General features: G+C 44.4%; 19 protein-coding genes and 1 pseudogene. 19 read left to right on the top strand and 1 reads right to left on the bottom strand.

Features of this window, described 5'->3' with window-relative positions; all coding sequences use genetic code 11:
• The first annotated feature begins 423 nt into the window (after nucleotides 1-423).
• Entirely contained in the window at nucleotides 424-858 is a 435-nt protein-coding gene (locus QFZ81_RS16255; protein ID WP_307442667.1) for a helix-turn-helix domain-containing protein, read from the top strand.
• A 301-nt stretch (nucleotides 859-1,159) separates the two neighbouring features.
• Nucleotides 1,160-1,354 carry a helix-turn-helix transcriptional regulator gene (locus QFZ81_RS37395; RefSeq protein ID WP_373462757.1) on the top strand — a complete coding sequence of 65 codons (195 nt, stop codon included), beginning with the start codon at nucleotides 1,160-1,162 and terminating at the stop codon, nucleotides 1,352-1,354.
• Between the two features lie 391 nt (nucleotides 1,355-1,745).
• On the opposite strand, the gene QFZ81_RS16250 is transcribed toward QFZ81_RS37395, so the two are convergent.
• On the bottom strand, nucleotides 1,746-2,546 hold the full coding sequence (locus QFZ81_RS16250; RefSeq protein WP_307442668.1) for a helix-turn-helix transcriptional regulator: 801 nt from the start codon (nucleotides 2,544-2,546) through the stop codon (nucleotides 1,746-1,748).
• 399 nt (nucleotides 2,547-2,945) lie between these two features.
• On the opposite strand from QFZ81_RS16250, the gene QFZ81_RS16245 reads away from it, so the two are divergent.
• From QFZ81_RS16245 to QFZ81_RS16160, 17 genes and pseudogenes are all read left to right on the top strand, one after another.
• Nucleotides 2,946-3,875 (top strand): ABC transporter permease, encoded by a 930-nt coding sequence (locus QFZ81_RS16245; RefSeq protein ID WP_307603557.1) that lies wholly within the window; start codon nucleotides 2,946-2,948, stop codon nucleotides 3,873-3,875.
• Nucleotides 3,876-3,890: 15 nt separating this feature from the next.
• Nucleotides 3,891-4,763 carry a carbohydrate ABC transporter permease gene (locus tag QFZ81_RS16240; RefSeq protein WP_307442670.1) on the top strand — a complete coding sequence of 291 codons (873 nt, stop codon included), beginning with the start codon at nucleotides 3,891-3,893 and terminating at the stop codon, nucleotides 4,761-4,763.
• A gap of 111 nt (nucleotides 4,764-4,874) precedes the next feature.
• Nucleotides 4,875-6,533, top strand: a complete 1,659-nt coding sequence (locus QFZ81_RS16235; RefSeq protein ID WP_307603555.1) for an ABC transporter substrate-binding protein — start codon at nucleotides 4,875-4,877, stop codon at nucleotides 6,531-6,533.
• Nucleotides 6,534-6,730: 197 nt separating this feature from the next.
• Nucleotides 6,731-10,165 carry a glycoside hydrolase family 2 TIM barrel-domain containing protein gene (locus QFZ81_RS16230; protein WP_307603553.1) on the top strand — a complete coding sequence of 1,145 codons (3,435 nt, stop codon included), beginning with the start codon at nucleotides 6,731-6,733 and terminating at the stop codon, nucleotides 10,163-10,165.
• 28 nt (nucleotides 10,166-10,193) lie between these two features.
• A complete protein-coding gene (locus QFZ81_RS16225; RefSeq protein WP_307603551.1) occupies nucleotides 10,194-12,254 on the top strand; it encodes an alpha-glucuronidase family glycosyl hydrolase in 2,061 nt (686 codons plus the stop codon).
• Between the two features lie 98 nt (nucleotides 12,255-12,352).
• Nucleotides 12,353-13,147 (top strand): Nif3-like dinuclear metal center hexameric protein, encoded by a 795-nt coding sequence (locus QFZ81_RS16220; RefSeq protein ID WP_307442675.1) that lies wholly within the window; start codon nucleotides 12,353-12,355, stop codon nucleotides 13,145-13,147.
• A gap of 413 nt (nucleotides 13,148-13,560) precedes the next feature.
• Complete coding sequence (locus tag QFZ81_RS16215) at nucleotides 13,561-14,394, top strand: helix-turn-helix transcriptional regulator (protein ID WP_307442676.1); 834 nt, start codon at nucleotides 13,561-13,563, stop codon at nucleotides 14,392-14,394.
• Nucleotides 14,395-14,489: 95 nt separating this feature from the next.
• Nucleotides 14,490-15,479 (top strand): quinone oxidoreductase family protein, encoded by a 990-nt coding sequence (locus tag QFZ81_RS16210; RefSeq protein WP_307603549.1) that lies wholly within the window; start codon nucleotides 14,490-14,492, stop codon nucleotides 15,477-15,479.
• A gap of 1,816 nt (nucleotides 15,480-17,295) precedes the next feature.
• Nucleotides 17,296-17,871 carry an O-methyltransferase gene (locus tag QFZ81_RS16205; RefSeq protein WP_307442678.1) on the top strand — a complete coding sequence of 192 codons (576 nt, stop codon included), beginning with the start codon at nucleotides 17,296-17,298 and terminating at the stop codon, nucleotides 17,869-17,871.
• A 474-nt stretch (nucleotides 17,872-18,345) separates the two neighbouring features.
• Nucleotides 18,346-18,552, top strand: coding sequence for a hypothetical protein (locus QFZ81_RS16200; RefSeq protein ID WP_307603547.1), 207 nt, complete (start codon nucleotides 18,346-18,348; stop codon nucleotides 18,550-18,552).
• Nucleotides 18,553-18,688: 136 nt separating this feature from the next.
• Nucleotides 18,689-18,805 carry a response regulator transcription factor gene (locus tag QFZ81_RS16195; protein WP_307606926.1) on the top strand — a complete coding sequence of 39 codons (117 nt, stop codon included), beginning with the start codon at nucleotides 18,689-18,691 and terminating at the stop codon, nucleotides 18,803-18,805.
• Nucleotides 18,806-19,078: 273 nt separating this feature from the next.
• Entirely contained in the window at nucleotides 19,079-21,340 is a 2,262-nt protein-coding gene (locus QFZ81_RS16190; protein WP_307603545.1) for an AraC family transcriptional regulator, read from the top strand.
• Between the two features lie 255 nt (nucleotides 21,341-21,595).
• Nucleotides 21,596-23,202 (top strand): annotated as a pseudogene (locus QFZ81_RS16180) (extracellular solute-binding protein).
• 177 nt (nucleotides 23,203-23,379) lie between these two features.
• Nucleotides 23,380-24,237, top strand: coding sequence for an ABC transporter permease (locus QFZ81_RS16175; protein WP_307606924.1), 858 nt, complete (start codon nucleotides 23,380-23,382; stop codon nucleotides 24,235-24,237).
• Between the two features lie 25 nt (nucleotides 24,238-24,262).
• A complete protein-coding gene (locus QFZ81_RS16170; protein ID WP_373462632.1) occupies nucleotides 24,263-25,153 on the top strand; it encodes a carbohydrate ABC transporter permease in 891 nt (296 codons plus the stop codon).
• Between the two features lie 609 nt (nucleotides 25,154-25,762).
• A complete protein-coding gene (locus QFZ81_RS16165; RefSeq protein WP_307603541.1) occupies nucleotides 25,763-26,041 on the top strand; it encodes a hypothetical protein in 279 nt (92 codons plus the stop codon).
• Nucleotides 26,042-26,234: 193 nt separating this feature from the next.
• Entirely contained in the window at nucleotides 26,235-26,660 is a 426-nt protein-coding gene (locus tag QFZ81_RS16160; RefSeq protein WP_307442687.1) for a hypothetical protein, read from the top strand.
• The last annotated feature ends 315 nt before the right edge of the window (nucleotides 26,661-26,975 follow it).

Raw genomic sequence — 26,975 nt, 5'->3', positions numbered from 1 at the left:
ATCAACTATCTTTTCTTTCATATTTAATTCAGTTCAATAAACACATTCAAAGGCTACCGATCATGCCGGCAGCCTTTGCTCACCTAACCGGCAGATTAGTTAATGTAGTTGTAGGAAGTAAAATGGAAACTGTCAATCAAGATCCGAGACGGATAAGGGATTAAAGTAAAAAGATTCTATCTTTTAGTAAAGCGGTTACATTTTTCGACAGCTTCGATTAGCGTAATATTATATTGTAAGCGAATAAATAAAGAACAGGGAGGTCAAAGAAATGAAGTTGTTCAGTAAGATGGAAAGTTTAAGTTTGGTTACTGTCCTAACGGTGTCGCTTGCCGCGTGCGACAGTACGAAAACCGAAAGCCAATACTTGCAATGTCGGAATTGGGCCTCACTAAGTTACGTTCGAATTTGTTGAGTGGAACTTTGTATAGTCGAATGTTCGGTTGTAGTAATATTAGCGAATTGACTCAGCTTTTGTCCAAATTGCCTGAAGATGCGGCGGATTATGTGCATGGTACAAGAATTAAGAAAAGGAACGAGATTGTAAATAATGTACTGGACTATATGATAAATGATTTCCGAAACCCCGAAGTCTCTTTGGGTTCCGTTTCCCAAAAGTTCCATCTTAATTCCAGTTATTTAAGTAGAATCTTCAAACAGGAAATGGGGCAAGGCTTTACCGATTATTTGCTAAAACTTCGTATTGATGAAGCCGTTAAGCTCATGAACGAGACGAACTGGAAAGCTTATCAGATTGCGGAGAAAGTAGGGATAAAGGATCCTTATTATTTTAGCCACCGATTTAAAAAAGTAACGGGAGTTTCCATCCAAGAATACAAGAGAACTTCACAAGACTAGAATATCCTGCTAATCCTAACATTTACTGAAGGGGAACTCTAATTATCGGTTGAACGAAAAGAAGAAAATTGGATACAAAAAATGAAGATCGCTATCCCACTTGTCTGTTTAGGTGGTTGGCGATCTTCTTGATTTCATTGTACAGAAAGGGGGCCATATTCGAAAGAACATATTCATTGGCCTCGTTCTTAGACCAGATTCCTTATTACGTTGAATGATTCAGTCTTAATCCAAAGACAAGACCTTAACACCGTAAGGAGGGATAATCAGACTTCCTGCCGCAAGTCGTTTGCCTTCCAACATGGGACGCACCCCGATGGAATGGTTATTCGAATGTCGTCTAGTAGTGGCGAAACAGCAACTTGTGTCTACCAGATGGACTATTAAACAAGTGGCCGAGTATACCGGATTCAACCAGAGTAGCTACTTCATTGCGCGTTTCCGGGAGCACACCGGATTGACACCGCAGGAATATCGGCGTTTGTTCAATTCATGATTATACAAAGAAGCATGTGATTAAGTATGTACCCTTAGAGTAAGTAATAAATAAGGGGGGAACTGTCTAGAAGAGGGCAAACTAACGATAAAATATGCAGCGTACGAGGGGGGGCTTGGAGAGGATGATTGGAGATCTCACAGGGAAGAAAGAAAATAAAAAACAAAAAGAAGAAGCCTCAGTTGTTGTTCAAACCTAAAAGGACCGTCAGGATGATCTTCCTGACGGTTTTTCTTAACGGCATTGTTTCGAGCTGTCCTCCGCCGTTCAAATGGCAGAACTGGCAAAAAGGGGTGCCTTACTGAAAGCTATGTTTCAGCCTTGGAAGCTCGCTCAGTATACAATGTGCCATAAAACGACTGCCTTCTGTTTATTGTACTAGTACCCCGGTTCATTCTGAGGTTCTTTTTTGCATGCTCGCCTTTGACGGAGGATAGCCTTTAATGGATCTGAATACATTGCTGAAATAGCTGATGTCTTTGTACCCGCAGCGTTCCGCCACTTCCGAGACGGAAAACCCGCCGCCTGACAGCATCATTTCTGCGTTGTTGACCCGTATGATGTTGATGAAATGCTTGACGCTGAAGCTCGTGCTGGTTTTGAAGAGCTTACCGAGATATACAGGGTGCAGATTGACCACCTTGGCGACGGTCGCCAAATCCAGCTCATTCGAGTAGTGGTCGATGATGAACTCCTTGACTTTGTCGATCCGGATATCGAAATGGGATTTCGGGGAATGGTGAAAGGAAATCGCCAGCAACCGGTGGAGGATCAAATGAAAGATGCCCCTCGCGAACATCCGATATCCGGGCTGCATGCCGCTCCAAACGCGATTAAATTCAAGGATGTAGTTTAAGATTTCGCTTGAGATTCGATTTTTGGTTACGGTTTCGAACGGAAATCGGATTTCACCGTAGGGCTGCAACAGAGTAAAGTTGAAGGCGTAGGAATGCATAGGATCATCTTTGAAGGTATGCGCCTCGCGGATACTTCCCTGGGGAATGTAAAGCATATCCCCTGCTTCCACCGTGATTTTCTTGCCGTTAACAAAATAATTCGCTTTTCCTTCGACGATGAACGTCAGGTCGTGAAAATCGATTTCTTGTCGGATGATTTCCCATTCGGGGAAACAGCGGCGGTCGACGAATAAGAAAACCTCGGGGACAATTGATTCGAACTGCTCGAAGTCCATAGCAAAGATCAGCTCCGGGATTATTCAGGATCGCTTCCTTTCTCGGGAAAGGAGGCACTATGTCCATCATAACATGCCCATATGGCGCTTAAAAAGATATTTAATAATTACAACTTTTCTTGTATTCTTCTATGGCAAAAAAATAGGCTATTTTGTAAAATAATATTAAATAAATGGTGTCATGCTACAAATGAAACCCCACCAGTTTGCGATTGGAATATTTAATAATTACAGGTTTTTATGACTCGAATAACGCGGGGAACGGCAATTGAGGTTCAGCTTGTATGCGGTTTCTGAAAGCGTATACGAATCCAAACGGCTGGTGATGAAGCGCGATTACGAAGATTTTTTTGGTGTGATTAGGGGACAATTTTCCAATAGAAAGTGGTAGGTGATTGTATGTCAGTTGCGAATAAGGCGGTTTTACAGACCCCTCTTCTGAGACACGTTAGGAAGGAGTGGAAGTTATATTCCTTTCTAATTATTCCCGTTATTTACTTTATCATTTTCAAGTACGTTCCTATGCTTGGTAATGTAATCGCTTTCCGTAAGTATAGAGGCGGAACTAACTTGTTCGGGACGGAATGGGTAGGATTATCTTACTTTACCATGTTCATGAAGGATCCCTCCTTTTGGAGAGCCTTCCGCAACGATTTGTATTTAAGTGTCTTGTATTTAGTCATTCGTTTCCCGCTCACTTTGATTTTTGCGCTGTTGCTGAATGAACTGCGGCGGATTCGCATCAAGAAATTCGTACAGACGGTATCGTATCTGCCTCACTTTATCTCCATGGTCATCGTCGCGGGCATGACCAAAGAATTGCTATCCATGACCGGGCCGATTAACACACTGCTCACCAATCTGGGTTTGGAGAAAATGGCATTCATATCCTTACCGCAATGGTTCCCGACGATTTATGTGACGTCCGGCATTTGGCAAGGGCTCGGTTGGGGCACCATTCTCTACTTGGCGGCGATGACCGGCATCAATACCGATTTGTACGAGTCGGCCAAAGTGGATGGGGCTAATCGGTTGCGGCTAGCATGGCACATTACGATTCCAGGTATTTTGCCGACGATCATGACGCTGCTCATTCTCGATATTGGCGGCATATTGGGAGCGAATTTTGAGAAAATCCTGCTCTTGTACAATCCATTAACCTATGAGTCGGCAGATGTTATCTCCACTTACGTCTACCGGATGGGGATCACCGGCGGGAACTTCAGTTATGCCACTGCAGTTGGTCTGTTCGAAGGCGTCATCGGTCTTATTCTGGTCACGTCGGCGAACTACATTTCCAAGAAAACAACGAATTCGAGCTTGTGGTAGAAAGGAGTAGTTCAGATGAAGGAGTCAGCGTCCTACCGTATGTTTCAGATTTTTAACGGATTCATCATGGCCCTTGTCGTCGTCATGACTTTGTATCCGTTCTTATATCTAGTCGCTCAGTCGTTCAGCTCGGAGGCTGCCGTATATGCAGGGAAGGTCACCGTATTCCCAGTTGACTTTACGGACCAAACGTACCGAGCCGTGCTAAGCAGACCTGAATTCTTCAAATATTATGGCAATACGATCCTGTATGCCATTGTAGGCACGGTGATATCAGTAGCGGCGACGGCCGTTATGTCTTACCCGTTGTCGAAGGATAGGTTGCGTCTTAACAAATTTTTTATCCCTTTCGTCTTGTTCACGATGTATTTTGGCGGCGGGCTGATCCCGAACTATATCTTGGTCGCCAAAACGCTGCACATGAGGGATACCATCTGGGCTATTATCATACCCGGCGCCATCAGCGCCTTCAATGTCATCCTAATGAAGACCTTCTTTGCAAGCTTACCGAACGAATTGGAAGAAGCGGCTAAGGTCGACGGCCTAGGCGTCTACCGCATCTTCCTAAGGATTACGCTTCCGCTCTCCAAACCGATCCTGGCAACGATGGTGTTGTTCAGCATGGTCTCCATCTGGAACAACTGGTTCGGCCCTTCTCTCTACCTGGAATCGAAGGATAAATGGCCGGTCGCCCTCTATTTGCGGCAGATCATCGACAGCGCGATTAATCCGACGGAAGCCGGACTTAGCAGCGATGCGACCGCTCAGATCGCGGCAACCATTAAATCCACTGCGATGGTGTTGACCTCTTTGCCGATTATTTGTCTCTATCCTTTCGTGCAGAAGTATTTTGTACAAGGTATGATGATTGGTTCCGTAAAAGGGTAAACGCGTTATGTTTGTTTCGGAAAGGCTGCAATCGCGGGTTGTTACTAATAGGCATCTATATGGCAGCGTTTCTGTTATATAAAATAAATACATTTGAAAGGGTGGCACTGAATGAAAAGATCTGCAAAAGCAGTAGGGATCGCATTGGCGGTTATGATGGCCGTCGGCATGACAGCATGTACGAATAGCGACACGAAAGAATCGTCCAGCAGCGCATCCCCAGGCACGAGCTCCGCAGCACCACAGAATTACACCTTTGGCGAAGGTCAAACGTTCCGTTCGAATGATCCTGTGAACTATTCGATTATGTTCAGCGATCAACCGACCTATCCGTATAAGAAGGAATGGCGGCTCTGGAGCGCGATCACAGAGAAAACGAACGTATCGTTTGACGTAAACGTAGTGGCTGCTACCGAATACGAGAACAAGAAGTCGCTCTTAGTCAACAGCGGCGACGCTCCCTTTATTATTCCCAAAACTTATGACGAATCCGCTTACGTAGCCGGAGGCCAAATTGTACCGATCAGCGATTGGGTGCAGTACATGCCGAACTATCAGAAGGCTGTAAAAGCTTGGGGAATGGAAAGAGACCTGCAGCAGAAGCTGAAATCGGACGGGAAATATTACGTGCTGCCAGGGCTGTGGGAATCGCCGGGCGCAGGATATTCCTACATGATTCGCAAGGACATTTTCGAAAAAGCGGGAGTCGACGTCAAAGGTCAGGAAGGCAAATGGACTTATGAAGACTTTTATCAAGCCCTCAAGAAAGTGAAAGAGTTTACCGGTGCGAAGTACGTAATGTCCGATGAATTCACCGGAAAATCGACGCTGAATATTACGGCAGCTCAATACGGCGTAACCGGCGGTTGGGGAGTTGCCAATGGCACGCGCTTCAACGAACAGACGAAACAGTTCGAATTCGCAAATTCGACCAATGAGTTCAAGGAATATGTGACGTTCTTAAATAAGCTGGTCAAAGAGGGGCTGCTCGATCCGGAGTCCTTCACCCAAGACGATAAAACCGCACAAGCCAAGTTCTATAAAGGCGATACTTATGTCATGAACGCCAACTACCAGATACTGGCCGATTCCAAGACCAAGATGCAGGTGCCGAATACCGATCTGTATATGATCGTTCAACCGGGCGGTCCGAAAGGGATGCTTCAAATCGAAACGTCCCGTCTCGAGAACGGAGTTATGATCAGCCAGAATGCGCTCAAGAAGCTCGGCAAGGACAATTTCATCAAAATGCTTCGCTTTGTTGACTGGCTGTGGTATTCGGACGAAGGCCAAACGCTCAGTTTGTGGGGCGTCGAAGGCGAGACCTATACGAAGGATGCGAGCGGCAACATCACGCTCAAACCGGATATCTCCTTTAACGGCATGAACCCGACAGCTACGAAAAAATTAAACGTCGACTTCGGCTTCGGCGGCGGCAACTTCGCGTACGGCGGTTCCACTAAACTGCGGATGTCCAAAATGACCGAAGGCGAGAAAGACTACCTCAGCCGCATTCAGACTCATCGTAAACCGAGAACGCTAGCTCCGCCAATCATGGGTACCCCGGACGAAAGCGAACAAATGAACCTGATCTCGAAGCCGCTGATGGATTATGTGGATACGATGACCCTGAAGTTCGTCACCGGCCAAGCTAATATTGCAAACGATTGGAATGCCTATGTGGCTCAGGTCGAAGCACTCGGCGCTTCCCGCTATATCAAAATGGCAAATGATATTTTTAACAAGACGAAGAGCAAGCTTGGATATTAATCATAACAAATAGTGCCCTTATAGGATCTGCGACAATAGACATTGTCGCAGATCCAGAATTTTAAATTATGAAAATTAATCGTGGCGTTAGCCCGAGTCATCTATATATGAAACATCGATAAGGATCAAGTCTCTCTTAATGACTTATAAGTCATTTTATACATATTTCAGGATACCTTGGAGCGTGGGAGTAAACGATGAATAAGAAGACACTGTTTAATAGTGGATGGGAATTTGCCAAGAGCAGCCTGGATGTGACGGATGGCGCCGGTTTGACATTTGAGCCGGTAGATCTCCCTCATGATTGGCTGATCTACAATACATTAAATCTGTATGAAAATAGTATCGGCTGGTACAGGAAGAGATTTACATGTGCCAAAGAAGCGGATCGGCAAATTCTAATAAGCTTCGATGGGGTCTATATGGACTCATCCGTTTATGTGAATAAGCGATATATAGGAGAATGGAAGTATGGTTATTCTTCCTTCGAACACGAGATCACGGATGCGATCGTGGGAGGGGAAAATGAAATCGTGGTGAAGGTCGTCCACCAAAGTCCGAATAGCCGGTGGTATTCGGGGGCCGGCATCTACCGCAATGTGTGGCTAAAGACGAGAGCTCTCACTCACATTGTAACCGACGGAATCTATGCTGCTGTGAAAAGGGTCAACGATAGCTGGGAGGTAGAAGTTGAGACGGAATTGAGCCTTCATGAGGACGTCCGAATCTCGCATACGATCCTGTACAAGGGTGAAATTGCGGCGAGTGCGACAGATAAGATCGTTGCAGGCGGCTTTCTTCATCGACAGACGCTATCGATAGATCGTCCTCATTTATGGAGCACGGCTGAGCCGCATCTGTACCAGCTTGTCACCCAATTGCAGCGTGCTGCAGAGGATCGGGAAGTCATAGTCGTAGAGAGCATCACTCAGAATCTCGGGCTTCGTGAGATCAAACTTGACCCTCAGCTGGGCTTTTATTTGAACGGCACAAGAATGAAATTGAACGGGGTTTGCGAGCACCACGACTTAGGAGCGCTTGGAGCAGCCTTCCATAAAGAAGCACTGAGAAGAAGGCTTCGGATATTGAAAGAAATGGGCGTTAACGCCATTCGAACCGCTCACAATATGCCGGCGGCAGAACTTATGGATCTAGCGGATGAGATGGGGTTGCTGGTCGTCTCGGAAGCGTTCGATATGTGGGAAAGATCCAAAACCCCTTACGACTATGCGAGATTTTTTAAGGATTGGGCTAAGGCTGATGTGAAAAGCTGGGTCAAGCGGGATCGGAATCATCCGAGCCTGATGATGTGGAGCATCGGGAATGAGATTTACGACACTCATGCAGATGCTAGAGGGCAAGAAATCTCTCGAATGCTTATTGATGAAGTGCTGAAATACGATCCGAAGCAGAACGGCAGAGTGACCATCGGTTCCAATTATATGCCTTGGGAGAATGCGCAAAAATGTGCGGATATCGTGAAGGTTGCCGGCTACAACTACGCGGAGAAATATTACCATAAGCACCATGAGGAGCATCCCGATTGGATCATTTACGGCAGCGAGACGGCCTCTCTCGTTCAAAGCAGAGGCATCTATCGATTCCCGTTCGAGAAGTCCATTCTTGCCGATGACGACGAGCAGTGCTCGGCTCTGGGAAATAGTGCGACGAGCTGGGGAGCCAAGTCAGTCGAGGCCTGTATTATCGCGGAAAGAGAGGCGCCATTCTCTCTAGGGCAATTCATATGGACCGGCTTCGACTATATTGGGGAACCGACGCCTTATCATACTAAAAACTCTTATCTCGGACAGATTGATACGGCTACATTCAAGAAAGATTCGTATTCCATCTACCAATCGGCATGGACCGACTACAGGACGAATCCGATGGTCCATATTTTCCCCTATTGGGACTTTAATCCGGGCCAATTGATCGATGTTCGAGTGTGCTCGAATGCACCAAAAATCGAATTGCAATTGGGTGGCGCTATCGTGGGAACTTTTGATATCAATCATGAGCATGGAACTCAGCTGGTCGGCTGGTGGAAGCTTCCTTATGAAGCAGGGGAATTGAAAGCAATAGCCTATGATGTAACGGGCCGTGTAATTGCGACGGCTATAAGAAGGTCCTTTGGGGATGCAAAGAAGATTTGTCTGCTGCCGGATAAAGAGAGCCTGATGGCCAATGGTACGGACTTGATCTTCCTGGAAATCTATATGGAAGATTCAGATGGCAATCCAGTGGAGAATGCAAGCAATCGGGTTCGTGTCGAGGTGACGGGGGCAGGCCGTTTGCTTGGTTTGGATAATGGCGACAGTACGGACTATGATCCGTATAAAGGGATTAGCAGAAGACTATTCAGTGGCAAACTTATAGCGATCATCGGGGCTACCCTGGAGCCCGGCAAGATTCGGGTTGTGGTTTCTTCCGTCGGTTTAGAGAGTCAGACGGTGGAATTTGATAATCTTCCGGTATGGAAAGAAACATCCTTAGATGGGGTTTCCGCCCATACCAAGAATCAAGAGCTGCCACCGGTCATGGGTACCGTAGACGAAATCCCATTACGCAAGATTGAAATCGTAAGCCCGTCCGGACAAATGTTCGACGAATCGAGAAAAGTGATGACGGTGCAAGCCTACCTGTACCCCGCAGATACCTCCTATCAAGAGGTCGAGTGGATTGTAGTGAATGATGCGGGAATTGCCTCCAACCTTGCGAAAGTGGAAGCATTCGGTCATGAAGCGAGAATTACCGCGTGGGGCGATGGCGATTTCCGGCTTCGCTGTATGAGTAAGAACGGTACGAACAAGACGAAGCTCATCTCCCAGCTGGAGTTTAAAGCAGCGGGACTCGGCACAGCTTACAAGGATCCTTATGGATTTATCTCTGCCGGCCTTTTTGATTACAGTAAAGGGGAAGTTGGAAACGGAAACGAGAGAGGCGTAGCTACAAGCCGGGATGGTGAAACTGAAGTCGGATTCCGTGATATTGATTTCGGTTCATATGGGTCCGATCTGATTACGATTCCGATTTTCGCCTTGTCCAGTGAAGAGTATTCCCTGCAAATTTGGGAAGGCATGCCGGATGAAGAGGACAGTGTACTCCTAGCGGATGTCATCTATCAGAAACCATCCAAGTGGAATGTGTATCAAGAAGAAACTTATCGGTTATCCAAGCGTCTTTACGGGATCACTTCCATTTGCTTCGTCCTTCAGAAGAAGGTGCATATCAAGGGTTTTTCGTTCCAAAAGCAGAATAGAGCCTTCGAGAAAAATTACGCCACGGAATGCGACCACATTTATGGTGATACGTTTACTATCTCGGAAGCCAGCGTTGAAGGGATAGGAAATAATGTTTCCTTGGAATTCGACCACTTGGATTTTACAAGCCTAGGGGCAACGCAGCTTGTCGTCTATGGCCGATCGCTTCTTGATAAAAATACCATCCATATTCGTTTCTCTAATCTGGAAGGTGAGGGAAATCAACTCATCGAGTTTACACAGTCCGATGGTTACGAAGAGCGGGTATTTGAATTGGAAAAAATAACAGGCCTCCAAAAAGTAACCTTCCTATTTTTGCCGGGAAGCCATTTCGATTTCGGTTGGTTCCGATTTGAGAGGTCGTTTACCTGAATGAACATAAACTAGCGGAGGTATCACGATGAGTCACATCACGAACGCATATGCCTGCTGGTTGCGCAATGCGCCGATAAAGGATGATAAGAGGGTAGAGGAATATCGGGAGTGGGCACGAGAGATCGCCGTGCCCGGACCTTTATCAGAGGTGCTTCAGACTGCGGTCGCGGAGTTAATGGATGGTCTCGATGCCATGCTTGGAGTGAGGCCCCTCCGTTCAACGGCTTCCAATGGGAGCGCCTGCATCCTGATCGGCGTTCGCGGGCAGTTACAGGATCTTGATGCAAAGTTAAGTTGGCAGGATGGATCCGAGGACAGTTACGTGATCAGAAACGTATCGATAGATGGACAATCAAGGCTTGTGGTTGCCGGCCATTCGGCTAAAGGAGCCTTGTATGCGGTTTTCCATCTACTGCGGCTGATGCAATGCGGCGAGAGTTTGGCTGATCTTGCGATAACGGAAACGCCTGCGAACGGATTACGGATGCTAAACCAATGGGATAATATGGACGGTTCGATTGAACGGGGCTATGCGGGAAAATCCATATTCTACCGAAATAATGAGATTGTTCGAGACATGTCCCGAATCCGTGATTATGCCCGCTTGCTGGCATCGGTGGGGATCAATGCCATTTCGATCAACAACGTGAACGTACACTCCGTAGAATCCTTGCTGATTACGGATAAGCTGCTACCGGATGTCGCCCGGGTCGCCGGCGTATTCCGGCGCTATGGAATCTCAACGTTCCTAAGCGTCAACTACGCCAGTCCGTTAGAGCTTGGAGGCCTGACCAGCGCAGACCCGCTTGACGAAAGCGTCAGACAGTGGTGGAAGGAGAAAGCTGAGGAGATTTACCGGGATATCCCGGACTTTGGCGGCTTCCTGGTAAAGGCAGATTCCGAGGGGCGACCCGGGCCGTTCACTTATGGGCGTGACCATGCCGATGGTGCGAATATGCTGGCAGAAGTGCTTCAGCCCTTCGGAGGGATCGTCATTTGGCGCTGCTTCGTATACAATTGTCAACAGGATTGGCGCGATAACAAGACCGACCGGGCGAGAGCGGCGTTCGATCATTTTACACCACTTGATGGAAAGTTTCGCGATAACGTCATTCTGCAGATTAAGAACGGACCCATGGATTTCCAGGTCCGTGAGCCGGTTTCTCCGCTTCTCGGAGCGATGTCAGCGACGAATCAGGTGCTGGAGCTGCAGATTACGCAAGAGTACACGGGCCAGCAGAGACATCTGTGCTACCTGATCCCCCAGTGGAAAGAGGTTCTCGATTTCGATACGTTTGCCCATGGGAGCGGAAGTACGGTTGCGAAAGCGGCAAGCGGCCAGTTGTTCGGGAGACGGCTTGGGGGCATTGCGGCGGTATCGAATATCGGAGACAACCCGAATTGGACCGGACACACGCTTGCACAAGCCAATTTATATGGCTTTGGAAGGCTTGCTTGGAATCCACAGCTAACAGCTGAGCAAATCACGTCAGAATGGATCTACATGACATTCGGTTCTGACCCCGATGTAGTACGCAGTGTATCGAAGATGCTTCTCGATTCGTTGAGAATCTATGAAAATTACACAGCTCCTCTTGGCGTAGGATGGATGGTCAATCCGGGTCACCATTATGGTCCGAACGTAGACGGTTACGAATATTCGAGATGGGGGACATACCATTTTGCCGACTGCCACGGCATCGGCGTAGATCGAACCGTCAAATCGGGAACAGGGTACACATCCCAATACTTTGCGCCGCGTTCGGAATGGTACGAGTCGAGGGAGTTATGTCCGGATGAACTGCTTCTCTTTTTCCATCATGTGCCCTATACGCACAAACTGAAGACGGGTAAGACGGTCATCCAGCACATCTACGATACCCACTTCGACGGCGTTCTTCAGGCGGAGGAATTGACCCAGATCTGGAGTTCGCTAGAGGGGAAAATAGATGCAGAGCGCTTCGAAGATGTGAGGAGCCGACTGCGAGAGCAAGCGGCACATTCGAAGGAGTGGCGCGACCAGATCAATACATACTTCTTCCGCAAATCGGGCATTCCTGACGAGTACGGCCGTATTATAAATTAATATATGGAAGACGGGATAAACAAGATGACGTGGTCACCGGTGTCTGTCTACAGTCCCGTCTTTATTTTACTGATCAATTTAAATAAGGGATGGTTTGGATGACGATTACAATTGGACAGATTATTGATCGATTGTTAGAGCAGGCTCCAGTAAACGAGCCCACTGTGGATTCATTGAGAGTCGGATCGGCCCAAACGGAAGTAACGGGAATTGTCGTTGTTTTTATGGCCACGCAGGCTGTGATCGAGCAGGCTGCGGCTTTAGGAGCCAACTTGATCATTTCACACGAAGGGGCGTTTTACCGCCACCAGGAGGATATGAAAGGGGCGCAGGATGATCCGGTTATCAACGAAAAGCGTGAATTGCTTGATCGTACCGGAATCGCCATTTATCGTTATCACGATCATATTCACCGTTACAAAACGGACGGTATTATGATGGGGTTAATAAATGCACTGGGCTGGGCGCCCTACGTTGAAGAACATCTGCCCGCCGCAACAGTTGTGCAAATTCCTTGCATGACCCTTGAACGAACGGTGCAATACTTGAAGGAAAAGCTTCAAATACCATTCGTGCGCGTAGTGGGGGACATAGAGATGCCTTGCACCCGCATTGGACTATTGGCAGGCTACAGAGGGGGGGCATCCTTGGCACTCCCATTGCTGAAAGATTACAATCTTGACGTGGTTGTCGTCGGAGAAGGGCCGGAATGGGAAACGCCGGAATATATTCGCGACGCTGTTCATCAAGGCAAGAACAAGGCATTCATCGCATTGGGTCACGCGGAAAGCGAAGAGCCCGGCATGAAGGAATTGGCGGAACGATTGCGGGAACAGTTCCCCGGCCTTCCCGTTCATTTTATAAGGGAAAAGCCTTTATTTCATATTTTGTAGTCACGTAACCGGAGACCAAGAACCGCCAGTCCAATCCTTCAGCAAATACTGAAGGATTTTTTTGGAGTTTTCCAAGTATTTACAAACGAGGTGGACACGATACTCTGGAAAAAACCTGATCCAGTACAGCCTGGAATTGTAGCTTTGCCTAATTGAACCATCGAATGGCAAGCTATTTCATAAAAACCCTAAAATGGGGGCGTTAGTTCAGTGGGAGAATATTTCGCTGGCAGTGAATGGGTCGGCGGTTCAAATCCCCCACGCTCCACCATATCAACAAGCGAAACGACAGAGGTGTCGTTTTTTTATTAATATCTGTATAATTGAAACTGACACGTAGAGATTGTAGGTGGGAGTAATTCAAAATGCTCAAGCTGATAAATTGAATTGAACGCGAAGAAAGAGGTTGTGGAATGTCTTCAGAAAACCAAAAAATCAAGGTACTCGGAGACTTTTTAAAATCCCGTCGGGAACGGATCAAGCCTGATCATGTCAGCATTGTCGGTCGGTTTGGAACAAGAAGAACGCCGGGATTACGCAGAGAAGAGGTTGCTCATCTTGCGGGAGTCAGCATCACCTGGTATACCTGGCTGGAACAAGGCAGGGCCGTCACCGCCTCAAGAGAAGTGATCGAGAGCATCAGTAAAGCCTTGGAATTAACTTCCGATGAACATCTTCATTTGCTTCGTTTGGCAAATTATGGCGGAGACGGGGACTCTTACCCGAACGCTAAGGAAATAGATCCAGAGCTTCAGAACATTATCGACCAATTGAACTATCCGGCGATCATCGCAAACAATCGAACCGAAGTGTTGGCCTACAATCGAATGGCTTCTGAAATCATTGTGGACTTCGATGCGATACCCGTTGAGAAACGCGTGATGACACATTTGATATTTACCGATCCAAACCTGCGCAAGCAATTGGTGAATTGGAAGGAATTTGCTGATTTTACGTTAGGGGTATTTCGTATGTATTTTGACCAAAAGGCGGGCGATCTCTGGTATGAAGAATTCGTGCGGCGGATGTGCGAGGAAAGCGAGGAGTTTCTCACGTTATGGCGTTTGCATGATGTGCACCTAAAGAAAGCCATACATTACACGTTTGATCATCTCGTCGCAGGGCGATTATTCTTTCAATTGAACACCTTTTCTAATATTAACGGCAATGAAAACCTACACTGCTGTGTATTTACTCCCATTGCAGGTACCGACACTGAGCAAAAATTAGTACATATTCGCAAATAAGCCTGTTACTCTGGATACCTGTATAACTGCAAACAGGTTGCCTCCTTGGTCGTCGAATATAATAGACTTATTCTCAATCAAGGAGGTTACACAAATTGAAAGCTATCATAATTGATCGACCAGGAGGACCTGCAAATTTGCAGTTGCGAGAGAAACCAGATCTACAACCGGCCCCCGGTATGCTGACCATTGACGTTGCTTATGCTGGAGTAGGTTATTTCGAAGTGTTGCTTAGCCGTGGCGAATTCATTTCCGCTTTTCCGATGCCGCTTACTCCCGGTTTGGAAGTGTCGGGATATGTACGTGCCATCGGGGAAGGGGTAGATGGCTTCTACGTTGGTCAACCCGTTGCCTCGATGACACTGCATGATCTTAACGGCTTTGCATCAATGGCGAATGTACGGCCAGAACTGACGGTTCCGTTAGATCAATTAGGAGCCGACCTCGACTTAGCGACAGCGGCAGCCTCTATTGTAAATCTGACAACCGCTTATCTGGCTATAAAAGATGTTTATAGAATGAGAACGGGTGACAGCATACTCGTTCATGCAGCGGTTGGCGGGCTGGGCAGTTTTCTGGGGCAAATGGCGAAACGTCTGGGAGCAGGCAAGGTATTGGGAACCGTCGGAAGCGCCGAGAAAGTAAAGCTGGCCGAATCCCTCGGATACGACGAATTATTTGTCCGATCCGATTTTGTGGAGCAAACCCTACGAGCAACCGGACAAAAAGGCGTTCATGCCGTCTTTGATCCTGTCGGAGGGAATATGCGCAAAAAAAGCTTAGAGGTGCTTCGTCCGTTAGGGAAATTGGTTGTAGTTGGAAACGCAAGCGGAGAAGAGGATGTTATACATTCTTATAATCAAATATGGTTTTCCAACAAACAGTTCGCAGGTTTTACATTAGGCGGATACAGCGACAGTAATCCTGTGGAGACTGGGAAAGCGGCGCGAGAAGCGTTAGGTATGCTGGCAAGAAAAGAAATACATGCGGAGATTCAAGGCGTGTATCCTCTGGAAAATGCCGCAGAAGCACTTGCACTTTTGGAAGAGAAGAACACGGTCGGAAAACTGGTTTTGCAAATATAAGCCTTCTGTCTACTATCAAGTAAAGCAATAAGAAAAGCCGCTCAGTTGCGGCTTTTTTCATTTTAACGATATATGTTATTAGCAAAAACTATACGTATACAGTAAATCTAACATTAACTCAAAAAATAAAAGACGCCTTTCAAAATGCACTTGGCGCGAGTTGGTCAATGCAAACTAACGATCAAAATACAGTCACACCTACAGCACCTCCAAATAAATATTCTTGGTATGATTTTACTCCAATTAAATCAAATTCCTATGGCACCGTGGTTCAATGGGAATACAGTACGAATACCGTCTTTCAAGACGTAAATAGAGACTGGGTAGATTTATATATGACACGTATAGTGGGTGGCTTTCAAGACGGTATTTTTCAGCAAGTCGTATCTGACTATCCTCCGACTTATTAATAGTAGAAGAGAATCAGAGAACTTCCAAACGTTTTATCTGCCATAATTGCTTCAGGCGGAAGGTTTGAGGTATATACAGTGATTTGCGTGTTGATTGATGGGTTTTCATGATCATCCCTTTTGTGTTAAAATATTCCACATAGACTGAATTGAACCTTTGCTCTATTCAGTTTTTCTTGTTATAAGGATAGGGAATGTCGTATTGCCACTATAATCAAAAGGAGGGGATAACAATGTTTCCAACGATTTATGGGGATGATTGGCCAGAGAGAGGTTGGTGCTGAGATCTAGTCCAAAGATGGCTGTGATTTCTTTGACTAATTCACTAGAATAGAACTGCATGGACGGCAAACGGGAAACGATAAATCAATAAAACAGCGGTAGTCTAGGACTTTTCTCGTCCAAGGCTGCCGCTGTTTCTTTTATTGGGGTTAGTCTAAAACTTATTTTACGAAGGTGCCGATTTGTAATTCTAAAACCACGCGTGGGATCAGCAGCTCCAGTTTAAAACTTTATTTTCAAATTCAAGTAACTAAGATATTTATTGATTGTTAAACCGAGGGACGGTGAACGTTAGTTTAACTTCATCTAGCTGTGATTACTAAAACCGGATTCCCTTGTAAATATAGAGGTTGATCCGGTTTATTCATGCAATGAATTGTTTGGCGTACGAATTTTTCCGTTTCGTGAGCTCTCTGGTACAGGTAATCGAGGATATTAGCGCCGCAACGCACATCGTATCTCATTTGGACGGATATCCGAACATTCGTCAATGGAGTGGTTATGCGTTCACTCTTTTGGGTGAACGCTTATTATTTTAAGGATGGAGGAGGAGACTATGTGAACGAACGAATATTCTTAGGTGTTTATTTAAGGACATGTGGACACCGGAAGGTAGCTCGTGCGATTAAACTAACGTGCAGGATAATGGAAAAAACCTGAAGAAATTATAGATGGGTGGAATAAAATCCTGTGGGGTGTTTGTGTTGAACGAAAATGAAAAATGGCATCCGCATTTAGGAGCATATGGGATTTGCTTTTATGAAGAGAAGCTATTAGTCATCCGAAAGGTTAGCACAATACTGATTGAACTTTCAAAAGCTGGCTTTTATATAGATCAAGTACATGAAGAATCTAGAGTTCCTGATAGAGACGACTTCGGGAACTAAGAAGATTTTTTAGGGATGAGGAATCAGGCAATACACTTGCATTGCTTTAAGGCAGACCCTCAAAGGCCAAGGTGGTGGGGCGTCGGTTAGCAACGCTAACGAGAAACGAGAGCTTAGTAGACAACAAGAGGGGGCAGTAATGCAATGCACAAAAAGTAAGGAGGAAACCATTGGTTTGATAAAGAAGTACAATTATACTAGTCATAAAAAATGATACACACGAGGCGGTGTTATTAAATGTTACTACAAAACGTTAGGAAGCCTGAATTAAGTGAAATTATTGCAATTGATGCTGAAGCAATGGGGTTTAAAATGTCGTGCGATTTAGAAACGGCTTCTTTATTAAGGACTCTAGCCGGTTCGTGTAAAAATGCGGCGTTACTAGAACTAGGTACTGGAGCGGGCATCTCGACAAGTTGGATATTAGATGGTATGGATCGCGTATCATCTGTATTGACTGTTGAACTTGATGAAGCTGTCCAAAGTATAGCCAAGAAACATTTAAGCTCAGATAAAAGAGTACAATTTTTCACAATGGATGGAGCAGATTTTATAAAAGAATTAGGAGATCAAAAGTTTGATTTTATTTTTGCCGATACTTGGCCTGGGAAGTTTTATTTTCTAGATGAAACTTTAGATTTACTAAAGTCGGGGGGGATTTATATCATTGATGATTTATTACCGATCCCATCCTGGCCTGAAGAGCATGTAAAAAAAGTGGAAGACTTGATCAGTTACTTAGACAACAGAGAAGATTTAGTTATAACTAAGTTAAATTGGTCAACCGGATTAATTATCGCTACAAAGAAGTGAGCAGACAGATGATATTCAACTAACGGAAACGATAGGTAAATACTGAATAAGGAGATTAACAAGGTTGAGAGCAAGTTTAATTCTAAACAAAAAAGACAGCAAGAACGCGAACTTCTTGATGAATATCACAAATTGGTAACTGAACAACCCTTGGAGCCATTGTATCAATCGTTTTTGGAATGGAAACAAGGGACATTGCCATATTTCGAACTTCTGAGCAAATCCACTTATTCCATAAAAAGAATCAGGAGATCTATAAGGACTTTGAGTACACAGGTCCTAAAGAACTCGTTCTCCTTGCTAAAATGAAATTGGGCCGATTAACTGAAGAGGATATTTTAGAAAATTAATGGCTTTTGGATCGATGGGTATGAGGACAATAACAAATTCTAAAACTATAACTTCATCCAGATTCAGGCCTTGCGCTATATGGTCCATAAAGATCCGGTTCAAGCGGAGGGGACTCTCGATGGGATGTTGGCCGAAGCCCGGCAAGGACTTCACGATATTCGCTCTTCCGTGTATGACCTTGCCGACGATCGATCGAAATCCGGGATCATCCCCTTGAAAGCATTGCTTTCCCGGATGGAAACCTCAGCCTCCATTCGATATACGTTTCGAGACGATTTAGACGGCGCACAAGACGTATATAAAACAAGCCTGGCTGCAAATGCGCTTTAAAAAGTGATCGCCTCCGGCCTCATTGTTCCTGAAAAGGGGAAAGAATCGCATTTATTTAAGCCTTTGACGGGTCGGGAGCAGGAAATTCTGCAAGAAATGGCCTATGGACTGCGTAAAATGACCAGATAGCCAAAAACTGTTCATTACCGAGGGAACCGTAAAGTCGCATGTCCACCGGATCCTGCAAAAGTTTGAATGCGAAGATCGAACGCAAGTTGTTGTAGCAGCGCTTCGTAACGGAATGGTGAATTGAAAAGCCGGTTGCCGGTGATCGATATAGTTGATAAGGTTCTGTTAAATTTCACCGTTAGAGTGATACGGAGAACCGTACCACAAATCATTGAACTAACGGAAAGAATAGCTCAATTCTCTATCTTTACATATTCCCTTTTTTTATTATAATTCAAAGCAAAGGATATCTAAGCCCATGGGAAGTCGGTGTTTTCCTCAACATTGGTTTATCCCATCATGTAACCGCTTACTTTGAATGCTGCATTTTGAGGCCTATTCCAGAAGGGGGACACTTATGAAAAAAAACAGGTTCAACCTGTTGGCCAAATTGTTGATTTCCTATATATTAGTGCTGCTGTTTCCCGTCATCGTTATTCTATTCTACTATTACCCGAATTCAACGGAAGTTGTGAAGCAAAAGGAAATGGACTGGAACGCTCATGTCACCGCACAGTTCATGAACTCGATGGATATTTTCACCCGTTATGTGTACAACCTCCCGTCGGAGCTAGTGAACAACCAGGAGATCAAGTTGTACTTGGCTGGGGACGACGATTATCAAAGAGTCGTCATTGCAAACGAAATGCGGAAATACAATGCGACGGATGCATTCATCGACAACACCTTCTTGTATGTTAAAAGCATCGGTTTTCTGTTTGCCAAGACAGGAAGTGCCTACAGTATTCACGATTTCGAGAGTCCAGGAGTCGGATATTATTACGAAAATTGGCCGCATAAAGCCATGTTCGAGGAATTGAACAACTTGACTTCACCAACGGTTCGGCCGGCGGAAAACGTCATCGTATCCGGCAATAACCGGATGCGAATGTTGACTTTTTTATCGCCGTTACCGTTAGGCGGACTCAACTCGCCCGGTACAGTGCTCATCATGGTGAAAGAGGAAACGATTATCCGGCTGATGAAGTCGGTTACCGAAGCTTTTACTGGTGATTTCTTTATTTTTGACCCAAAGGGAAATCGTTTGGTCGCTTCAAACGAAACCTCATACAGTAATTCGAGTGAATTCAAAGATTTGGTGTCCGGCTTGGGTGAGCGTCGGTCCGGATCAGGTATTTATCAGATCAACGGCAAATCTTTTATCGTTTCGCACGAAGTATCGGATAAAAACGGCTGGAAATATGTCACTCTGATGGCTGTGTCTGAAACGTTGCAAGATATCCGATTGATCCAGCGTAACACCGTCGTTCTTTTTATTTTGATTTTATTGCTCGAAGTGATTGTCATCTATGTGTCCATCCGTAAAAATTATCATCCGATCAAAGGCTTGGTCCATTTCGCTAAAAACCTGTTTACGCTAAGAGAGCCGAGAACAATGAACGAAATCGATACGATACGGTATGCGCTCGATCAACTTTCTTCCGCCAACAGCAGGCTAGACGAGAGGGTAAAAAGTACGCTACCAGTTATGCGTGATAATCTGTTGTTCGAGCTGATATGCGACCGTTACCCGACATGGGATGCGTTTCAAAAAGAGGCCGATCCGTACGGAGTTTGCTTCAACTATTCTCATATTGCGGTTGCTGTCCTTTCTTGCGAAACAAAAGAAGGCGGCATCGAAGCGTTTGCTGAATATTGCCGGATAGAGGAGAACAGCTTGCCTGAAGGACTTCAAGGTTACTTCTTCAATAGCATTTATAATCAAGAGATCGTCTTTGTTGGTTCCCACAATCAGAACTTTCAATTGAAGGCGTATCTTTGCGGTCTTCAGCAGGAGCTGCTCGAACGGACCGGCATACGTACACTGATCGGAATTGGAACACCGGGACAATCCCCGGAAGGGGCTCACCTCTCTTATTTGCAGTCCATTCGCGCTGCCGAGCATCTTCGGGTCCGGAATCAATACTCGGTTCTTGTTTTCGACGAAATCGAAGTCCAGCAAACCAGCGCAGTTTCCTATTTTGCAGAACAACTGCAATCACTAGAGCTATTCATTTTAAAAAACGACGTCTCCGCAGTTGAATCGGTTATGGAGCGCATCATCGCATATATCGGGCACGACGGTACGCCGCCGCATATGGTCAGAGCTGTTTATATGAACACGGTCATCGTCATATTCAACGGATTGCAGCGTTTCCGGCAGGGCGACCAAAGCTTGCTGCAATTGACCAGCGTCTCTTACCTTCATCGTTACACGATCGAGCAGATGATCGATATTATGCGTGAAAGCTGCTGTAAGCTTTGCGATCTCATTCGCAGCTCACAGCCAACTTCCAGGACAGCGTCACAGAATGACATCCTTGCGTTCATTGAAGGAAATGGCATGTATCCTGAATTTTCGCTGCAGCTGATTGCCGATCATTTTAGCATGTCGATTTCGGGCTTCAGCTATCACTTCAAGAAAACGATGGGACAAAATTTCAAGGAATATATCGATCAGCTTCGTATCCAAAAATCCCTTGTATTACTTCGAAGCTCAGATGAAACGCTGGAATTGATCGCGCAGCAAGTCGGCTATTCGAATACGTCGAGTTTTATTCGCTCCTTCAAAAAAGTGGTCGGCATTACGCCGGGCCAATACCGGGATTCAAAAAAATGAAAGTAAGCTACCCGTTGTAGAGAGCGTGGTAGCCGTTTTTTTTCGTAAAGATGCATTTTTTGAAGATATGCAATTTTTGAAATCCGTCTATAGGACGCATCTGCAAGCGCTTTCGGAATACCGTTGTTAAGCGGTTTCAAAAAATGGGGATTCATCAAAAACTGATCGTTTACGCCTCCTCGAACGAAGATTACAGTTAAGGTGGAATCGGCAAGGATTGTGCATAACCAATACTTTTGAGGGGTGATGACGGCAATGCGTAAAAAATTAGCAGTTGTACTATCATTGTTTATGGTTTCTGCCGTAGTAATGGCAGGCTGCAGCGAATCCAGCTCCAAAACCGAAGGAACTAGCGAAACGGGTTCGGGAAATGCAGGTAAAAGCGGTACGAAAACATAATGGTCAAACACCCGCTTGCAGAAATGGAATGGCTGAAAAAGGTGGAAGAAGAAGCTGGCGTTGAAATCAAGTGGCAAGAAATTACGGCAGACTGGGGACAGAAGAAGGGTACTATGCTTGCCAGCGGTGATGTTCCGGATTTATTTGTTGGTGCTAATGTCATTACAGACGCCGATTTCGCGCAATTTCAAGGCCTGTTCCAAGATTTGACCGATTTGGTCAATAAAGATGCTCCGAATGTTCAAATGATGTTCAAAGCTAAGCCCGAAACCAAAGACATCGCCATGCAGCCTGATGGAAAAATTTATGGGTTGCCCAAATACCAGCGCTTTTGGCCCGCTTCTGCTACAAGACAATTTATCAATAAAAAATGGTTGGACAATCTGGGATTAAAAATGCCAACAACATGGGATGAATTATATAATGTGCTGGTAGCATTTAAAGAAAAAGATGCTAATGCAAACGGCGATCCGAATGATGAGATCCCCATGGACTGGCCGGGAGGTATCGGCGGATATTTCAATCCTGCTGTTCTCTTGGGAAGTGAAGGCATTACTTTATCCGATGGAAGCCCCCAAGGTTATTATGTAGAAAACGGGAAAGTGAAAAACTTCCTGATCGATGAACGTTTTAAAAATTTAGTCGTATTCTTGAATAAATGCTACGCAGCCAAATTGATTAACCCAGAAGTATTTACGCACGATTACACGAAATACCAGTCAATTGCCCGCGGTACGGGAGATACGGCGAAAGTCGGATTCACATGGGGTTGGGTCGCTTCGGACAGATTCGGAGACCAATTGGCTCCGCAATATACATCCATGTCTCCATTAAAGATGTCAGCAGACTCTAACTCTAAAATAGCTTGGAGCTATGACTACAACTCCCTAAACTTTGGAAGCAACATGGTTGTCATGTCGGCGAAAACGAAAAATAAAGATGCGGCTATGAAATTCATCAATCAGTTGTATGACCCTAAAGTCAGCATGCAGGTCTTGTTTGGCTCACTAGGTTCGAATATTAAAGATAATGGAGATGACAGTTACAGCGTATTGCCTCCGACAGATTCCAAAATGGATCCTGGCACATGGAAATGGACATCTACGATGGCAGATAACGGACCTATATATATTTCAGATTCTTTAAAATTGAGTCTTGGCAAAGATATGAGCGAGGTTCTTACACAATCCGAATCGCTAAAGAGCGCTCTGAATGTGAGTACAAAGTCGGATGTATTCCCTGGCTTGTTTATCAAATATTCGACTGCGGACAATAACACATTAAGCTTGAACAACACGAATCTCATGAATTTGGCGAATCCCAAATTTGCGCAATGGGTTACCAAAGGCGGCATTGAATCCCAATGGGATGCTTATGTGAAAGAATGCCAAAAAGCCGGATTGCAGCAAAATATCGATATTATGCAAAAATACTACGATAGCTTCATGAGTAAGAACAAATAATATAGCATGATGATAGATGCTATACCATCTTTGTGGACGGTATAGCATCTATCCAAAAGGGAGAATGCCTGGATGAGCTCTCAAATAAGCGAAATCGATAAACATACGGTCAGTATCCGATTAACTAGAAAACCGACTGTCGTAAGCACATTCAAACGCGACCACCAATTGTGGATTATGATTTTTCCTGCAATCGCTGTTATATTACTTTTTAATTATGTACCGATGTACGGCATTCAACTTGCTTTCCGGGACTATGATTTTTCCAAAGGGCTCACAGGAGGAGCATGGCACGGACTCTACTACTTTAAACAATTTATGAACAGCTATTTGTTTGTCGATTTAATGAAAAATACGTTTACCATAAGTTTGGCGTCGATTGTATTCGGGTTCCCCGCTCCTATTATTCTGGCATTGATACTGAATCAGATCAGAAGAAAAAGAGCAAAGCAAACCTTACAAACGACTGTGTATTTACCTCACTTTATTTCGACCATCGTATTGGTTGGGATGCTAAATGTTTTGTTATCGCCGGAAACCGGCATTGTTGGATACCTGATGAAGTCCATTGGTATGGGCGATGTTAATTTGCTGGCTTCTACAAATACATTCATGCCCATCTATGTACTTTCCGATATTTGGCAGCATTGCGGATGGAACAGCATTATTTATTTAGCTGCGCTTTCCACTGTCGATCCGCAATTGTATGATTCCGCCAAAATTGATGGGGCAAGCAGATGGCAAACGATACGTTATGTGGATATACCAGCTATTGTTCCTACGATGATTATTTTGTTTATTCTCAGCATGGGGAATGTGCTCGGTACCGGCTTTGAAAAAATCTTTTTAATGCAAAATGCGTTAAATCTCCCTGTTTCCGAGGTTATTGCCACTTATGTATATAAAATCGGTATTGTATCTAATCAATTCAGTTACTCGTCGGCAATTGGTTTGTTCAATACGGTCATTAATTTTATTTTCTTGATTGCCGTGAACGCCATCTCGAAGAGATTTTCAAATATGAGTCTATGGTAATTGGATGTCGAAGGGAGGAGTGGACTTGAGTCTATTAAGCAAGAATGGCAATGAAATCATATTCCGTCTTATTCTATTTGTGCTATGTGTTTTGATCTTTCTACTCATTGCATATCCTTTATATTTTATCATTATTGCATCTGTTAGTGACTCTACCCTTGTTTCAACCGGTCAAGTTTTATTTATACCGAAAGGCATCAGTTTTTTTGGATACCAGGAAATTTTTAAAGACGCTAGAATTTGGGTCGGTTATCGTAATACACTTGTCTACACATTTCTCGGAACTTTTGTAAATTTGCTGTTCACCTTACCGGCAGCCTATGTGCTATCAAGGAAAGAATTTATGGCTAGACGTGCTTTAATGTTGATCTTCGTCATTACGCTATTTTTTAACGGAGGCTTAATTCCAACTTACTTATTAATGAAAGGGCTGCATTTGACAAACACGATGTGGGTTTTCATTTTGCCATTTTCCGTTAATGTGTTCAATCTCATTATTGCGCGAACGTTTTTTGAAACGTTGCCATCGGAATTGCACGAGGCAGCTGCTATGGACGGTTGTTCTCATTTCAAGTATTTTATACAGGTGGCTATGCCTTTGTCCAAAGCGCTTATATCCGTTATCGGCCTTTATTACTTGGTCGCACACTGGAATGATTTCTTCACGGCTTTAATTTATATAAGAAAAAATGAGCTGCAGCCGCTGCAAATCATTTTAAGGGATATTCTTTTATCGAATCAGGTTTTTGCGAGTGGAGCAGGCGTTGGCGGCGATGCGGGAGGCTATGCGCAAAGATATGCGGATCAAATCAAGTATGGTGTTATCATCGTATCTACGCTGCCGATTTTAATCCTATATCCTTTTATACAAAAATACTTTGAAAAAGGCGTATTGATTGGCTCTATAAAAGGCTGAGCGTGGGGAGTGATGGATGTGGGGTTCCAACCGCTGTTGAATCTCACAGCCAACACTCTTCTGTTATACTATTTGTATGAAGAACGATAATGGAGGAGCTAGCAGGGATGCAGCTCCTTTTTCATTGTAACGGGCAGATCACTTGCAACAAAATTAATACTTAGGGAGTCTATATCAGGGGGACAATATCTGGAAAAGGGTGGGAGATAATGCGGAAATTCAGTGTTTTTATAATGGTGTCCTGTATACTCTTGGCAATATATTTTGTCGGTCTAACCGCGCAAATAACTAGTGGTGACCATATCTGGTGGGGGTTATCTAAAGATTCTGCCCATTATTTTTATTTACCGTGTATTATTTTAGCGTTTATTTACTTGATTATTTATTTAAAGTCTGATGATTAAGTTTACCTCTTGCCGATGTTTGTATTAACGGTAAACGAGGGTAACATAACGACACAGGTTGCCAATCATCGGCAGCCTCTTGAGCTATAGTGCAGCAGTTTAGTGCGCTATTAAATCAGGTACTAGAAGAAGATAGCACTACTTAAATAAACCCAAACACCTTATAATCTGTTTAAAAGATACCTAAAAGGGAGTTATTAAACTAATGTTTAAGCTTGCCTTGCCTGTAGTGCTTTCATTGTTATTTTCATTGTTTTACAGTATCAAGCTAAATAATAACCAAAAATTTTCCACTATAATTTCAATCGCAACAGTTATTAATATTGTTTGTTTGCTTATAGGTACTGTTTGGTGGTGGGTAACTGAACCAGATGGATTGGGTCAAGTTATACAAATCATTATTTATGCTATCTGTTTTGGCTTTATATTATTAACTAACATTACTGCTATCTTAGTTGCAAAAAAGCGTGGAAAGACTAAATAATTAGTTGTATTTATTTATCGAGGTTAGCCTTCTCCGCTAAAGCGATATCTAACCAACATAGAGATGATTTTGCACACACTCCTACGCCCTTTAAGGTAAATAACATTTTATTGATGTACATGCGTTACATATTGATTAAAGGTTTAGAGGATAAGATTCATGTTAATCAGAGCGAATAACGGAGGATGGGGTAATGCCACGAATCACAAAGATAATTTTAAGTTGTTTTTTGCTGATTAATTTAGTTGGATGTTATAAAGATCCTAAAGTTGAAGGGGCAAAAAAGATAAGCCAAATGGAAAGAACAAAAACTTCGGAAGGGATATTGAATCAAAACAAGGATGCTGACATTATATGTGTTTACGGATCGCGGTTTTATATACGCGCGGAGAATCAGGAAAAGTACACACAAATGAGCTTGAAAATCAACCATGAATTAGGTGAAATAAAGAAGAAGTATACCGCAAAGCACGCCTTTGACGATTATATGTCTACGAAATTACCAGTAGGAACGAAAGTATATACGATACAGGGTGAAATGCAATCTGAATTGCTGCTTGTAAGAGAGGGACTAGACTACGTTGTTTATGTTTATAAGGCATCAAAGGAATTAGAATAATAAGGGAATTAGGAGAGACAGGAACAAAGCTGTTTATAGGTGAAACCGCAGTTATTGAGATCACAGGACTTCGCAATCCTTGTTCACAAATTGACAAGAGAAATACGGGTTGAGGACTCAATCCAAATTGTCCTGTCTCCTGAACCGTTTCGTCCTCTGGAACGAGTATAAAACTGAACGTTCTGTTAAGCTAACGAAAAACGATAGCTTCATTACAGATGCAGGTAGGACGGCTTAATAATGAAGGAAGACACTAGTCAACTGTGACTAGTGTCTTTCTTGCTTTTTAAGCCTTAGCTAAGCGAGGATTCAAGT

Source organism: Paenibacillus sp. V4I9 (assembly GCF_030817295.1).
Lineage (GTDB): Bacteria > Bacillota > Bacilli > Paenibacillales > NBRC-103111 > Paenibacillus_E.
Note: the sequence above shows the minus strand (reverse complement) of the source record. Positions and strands in the feature narration are given on the sequence as shown.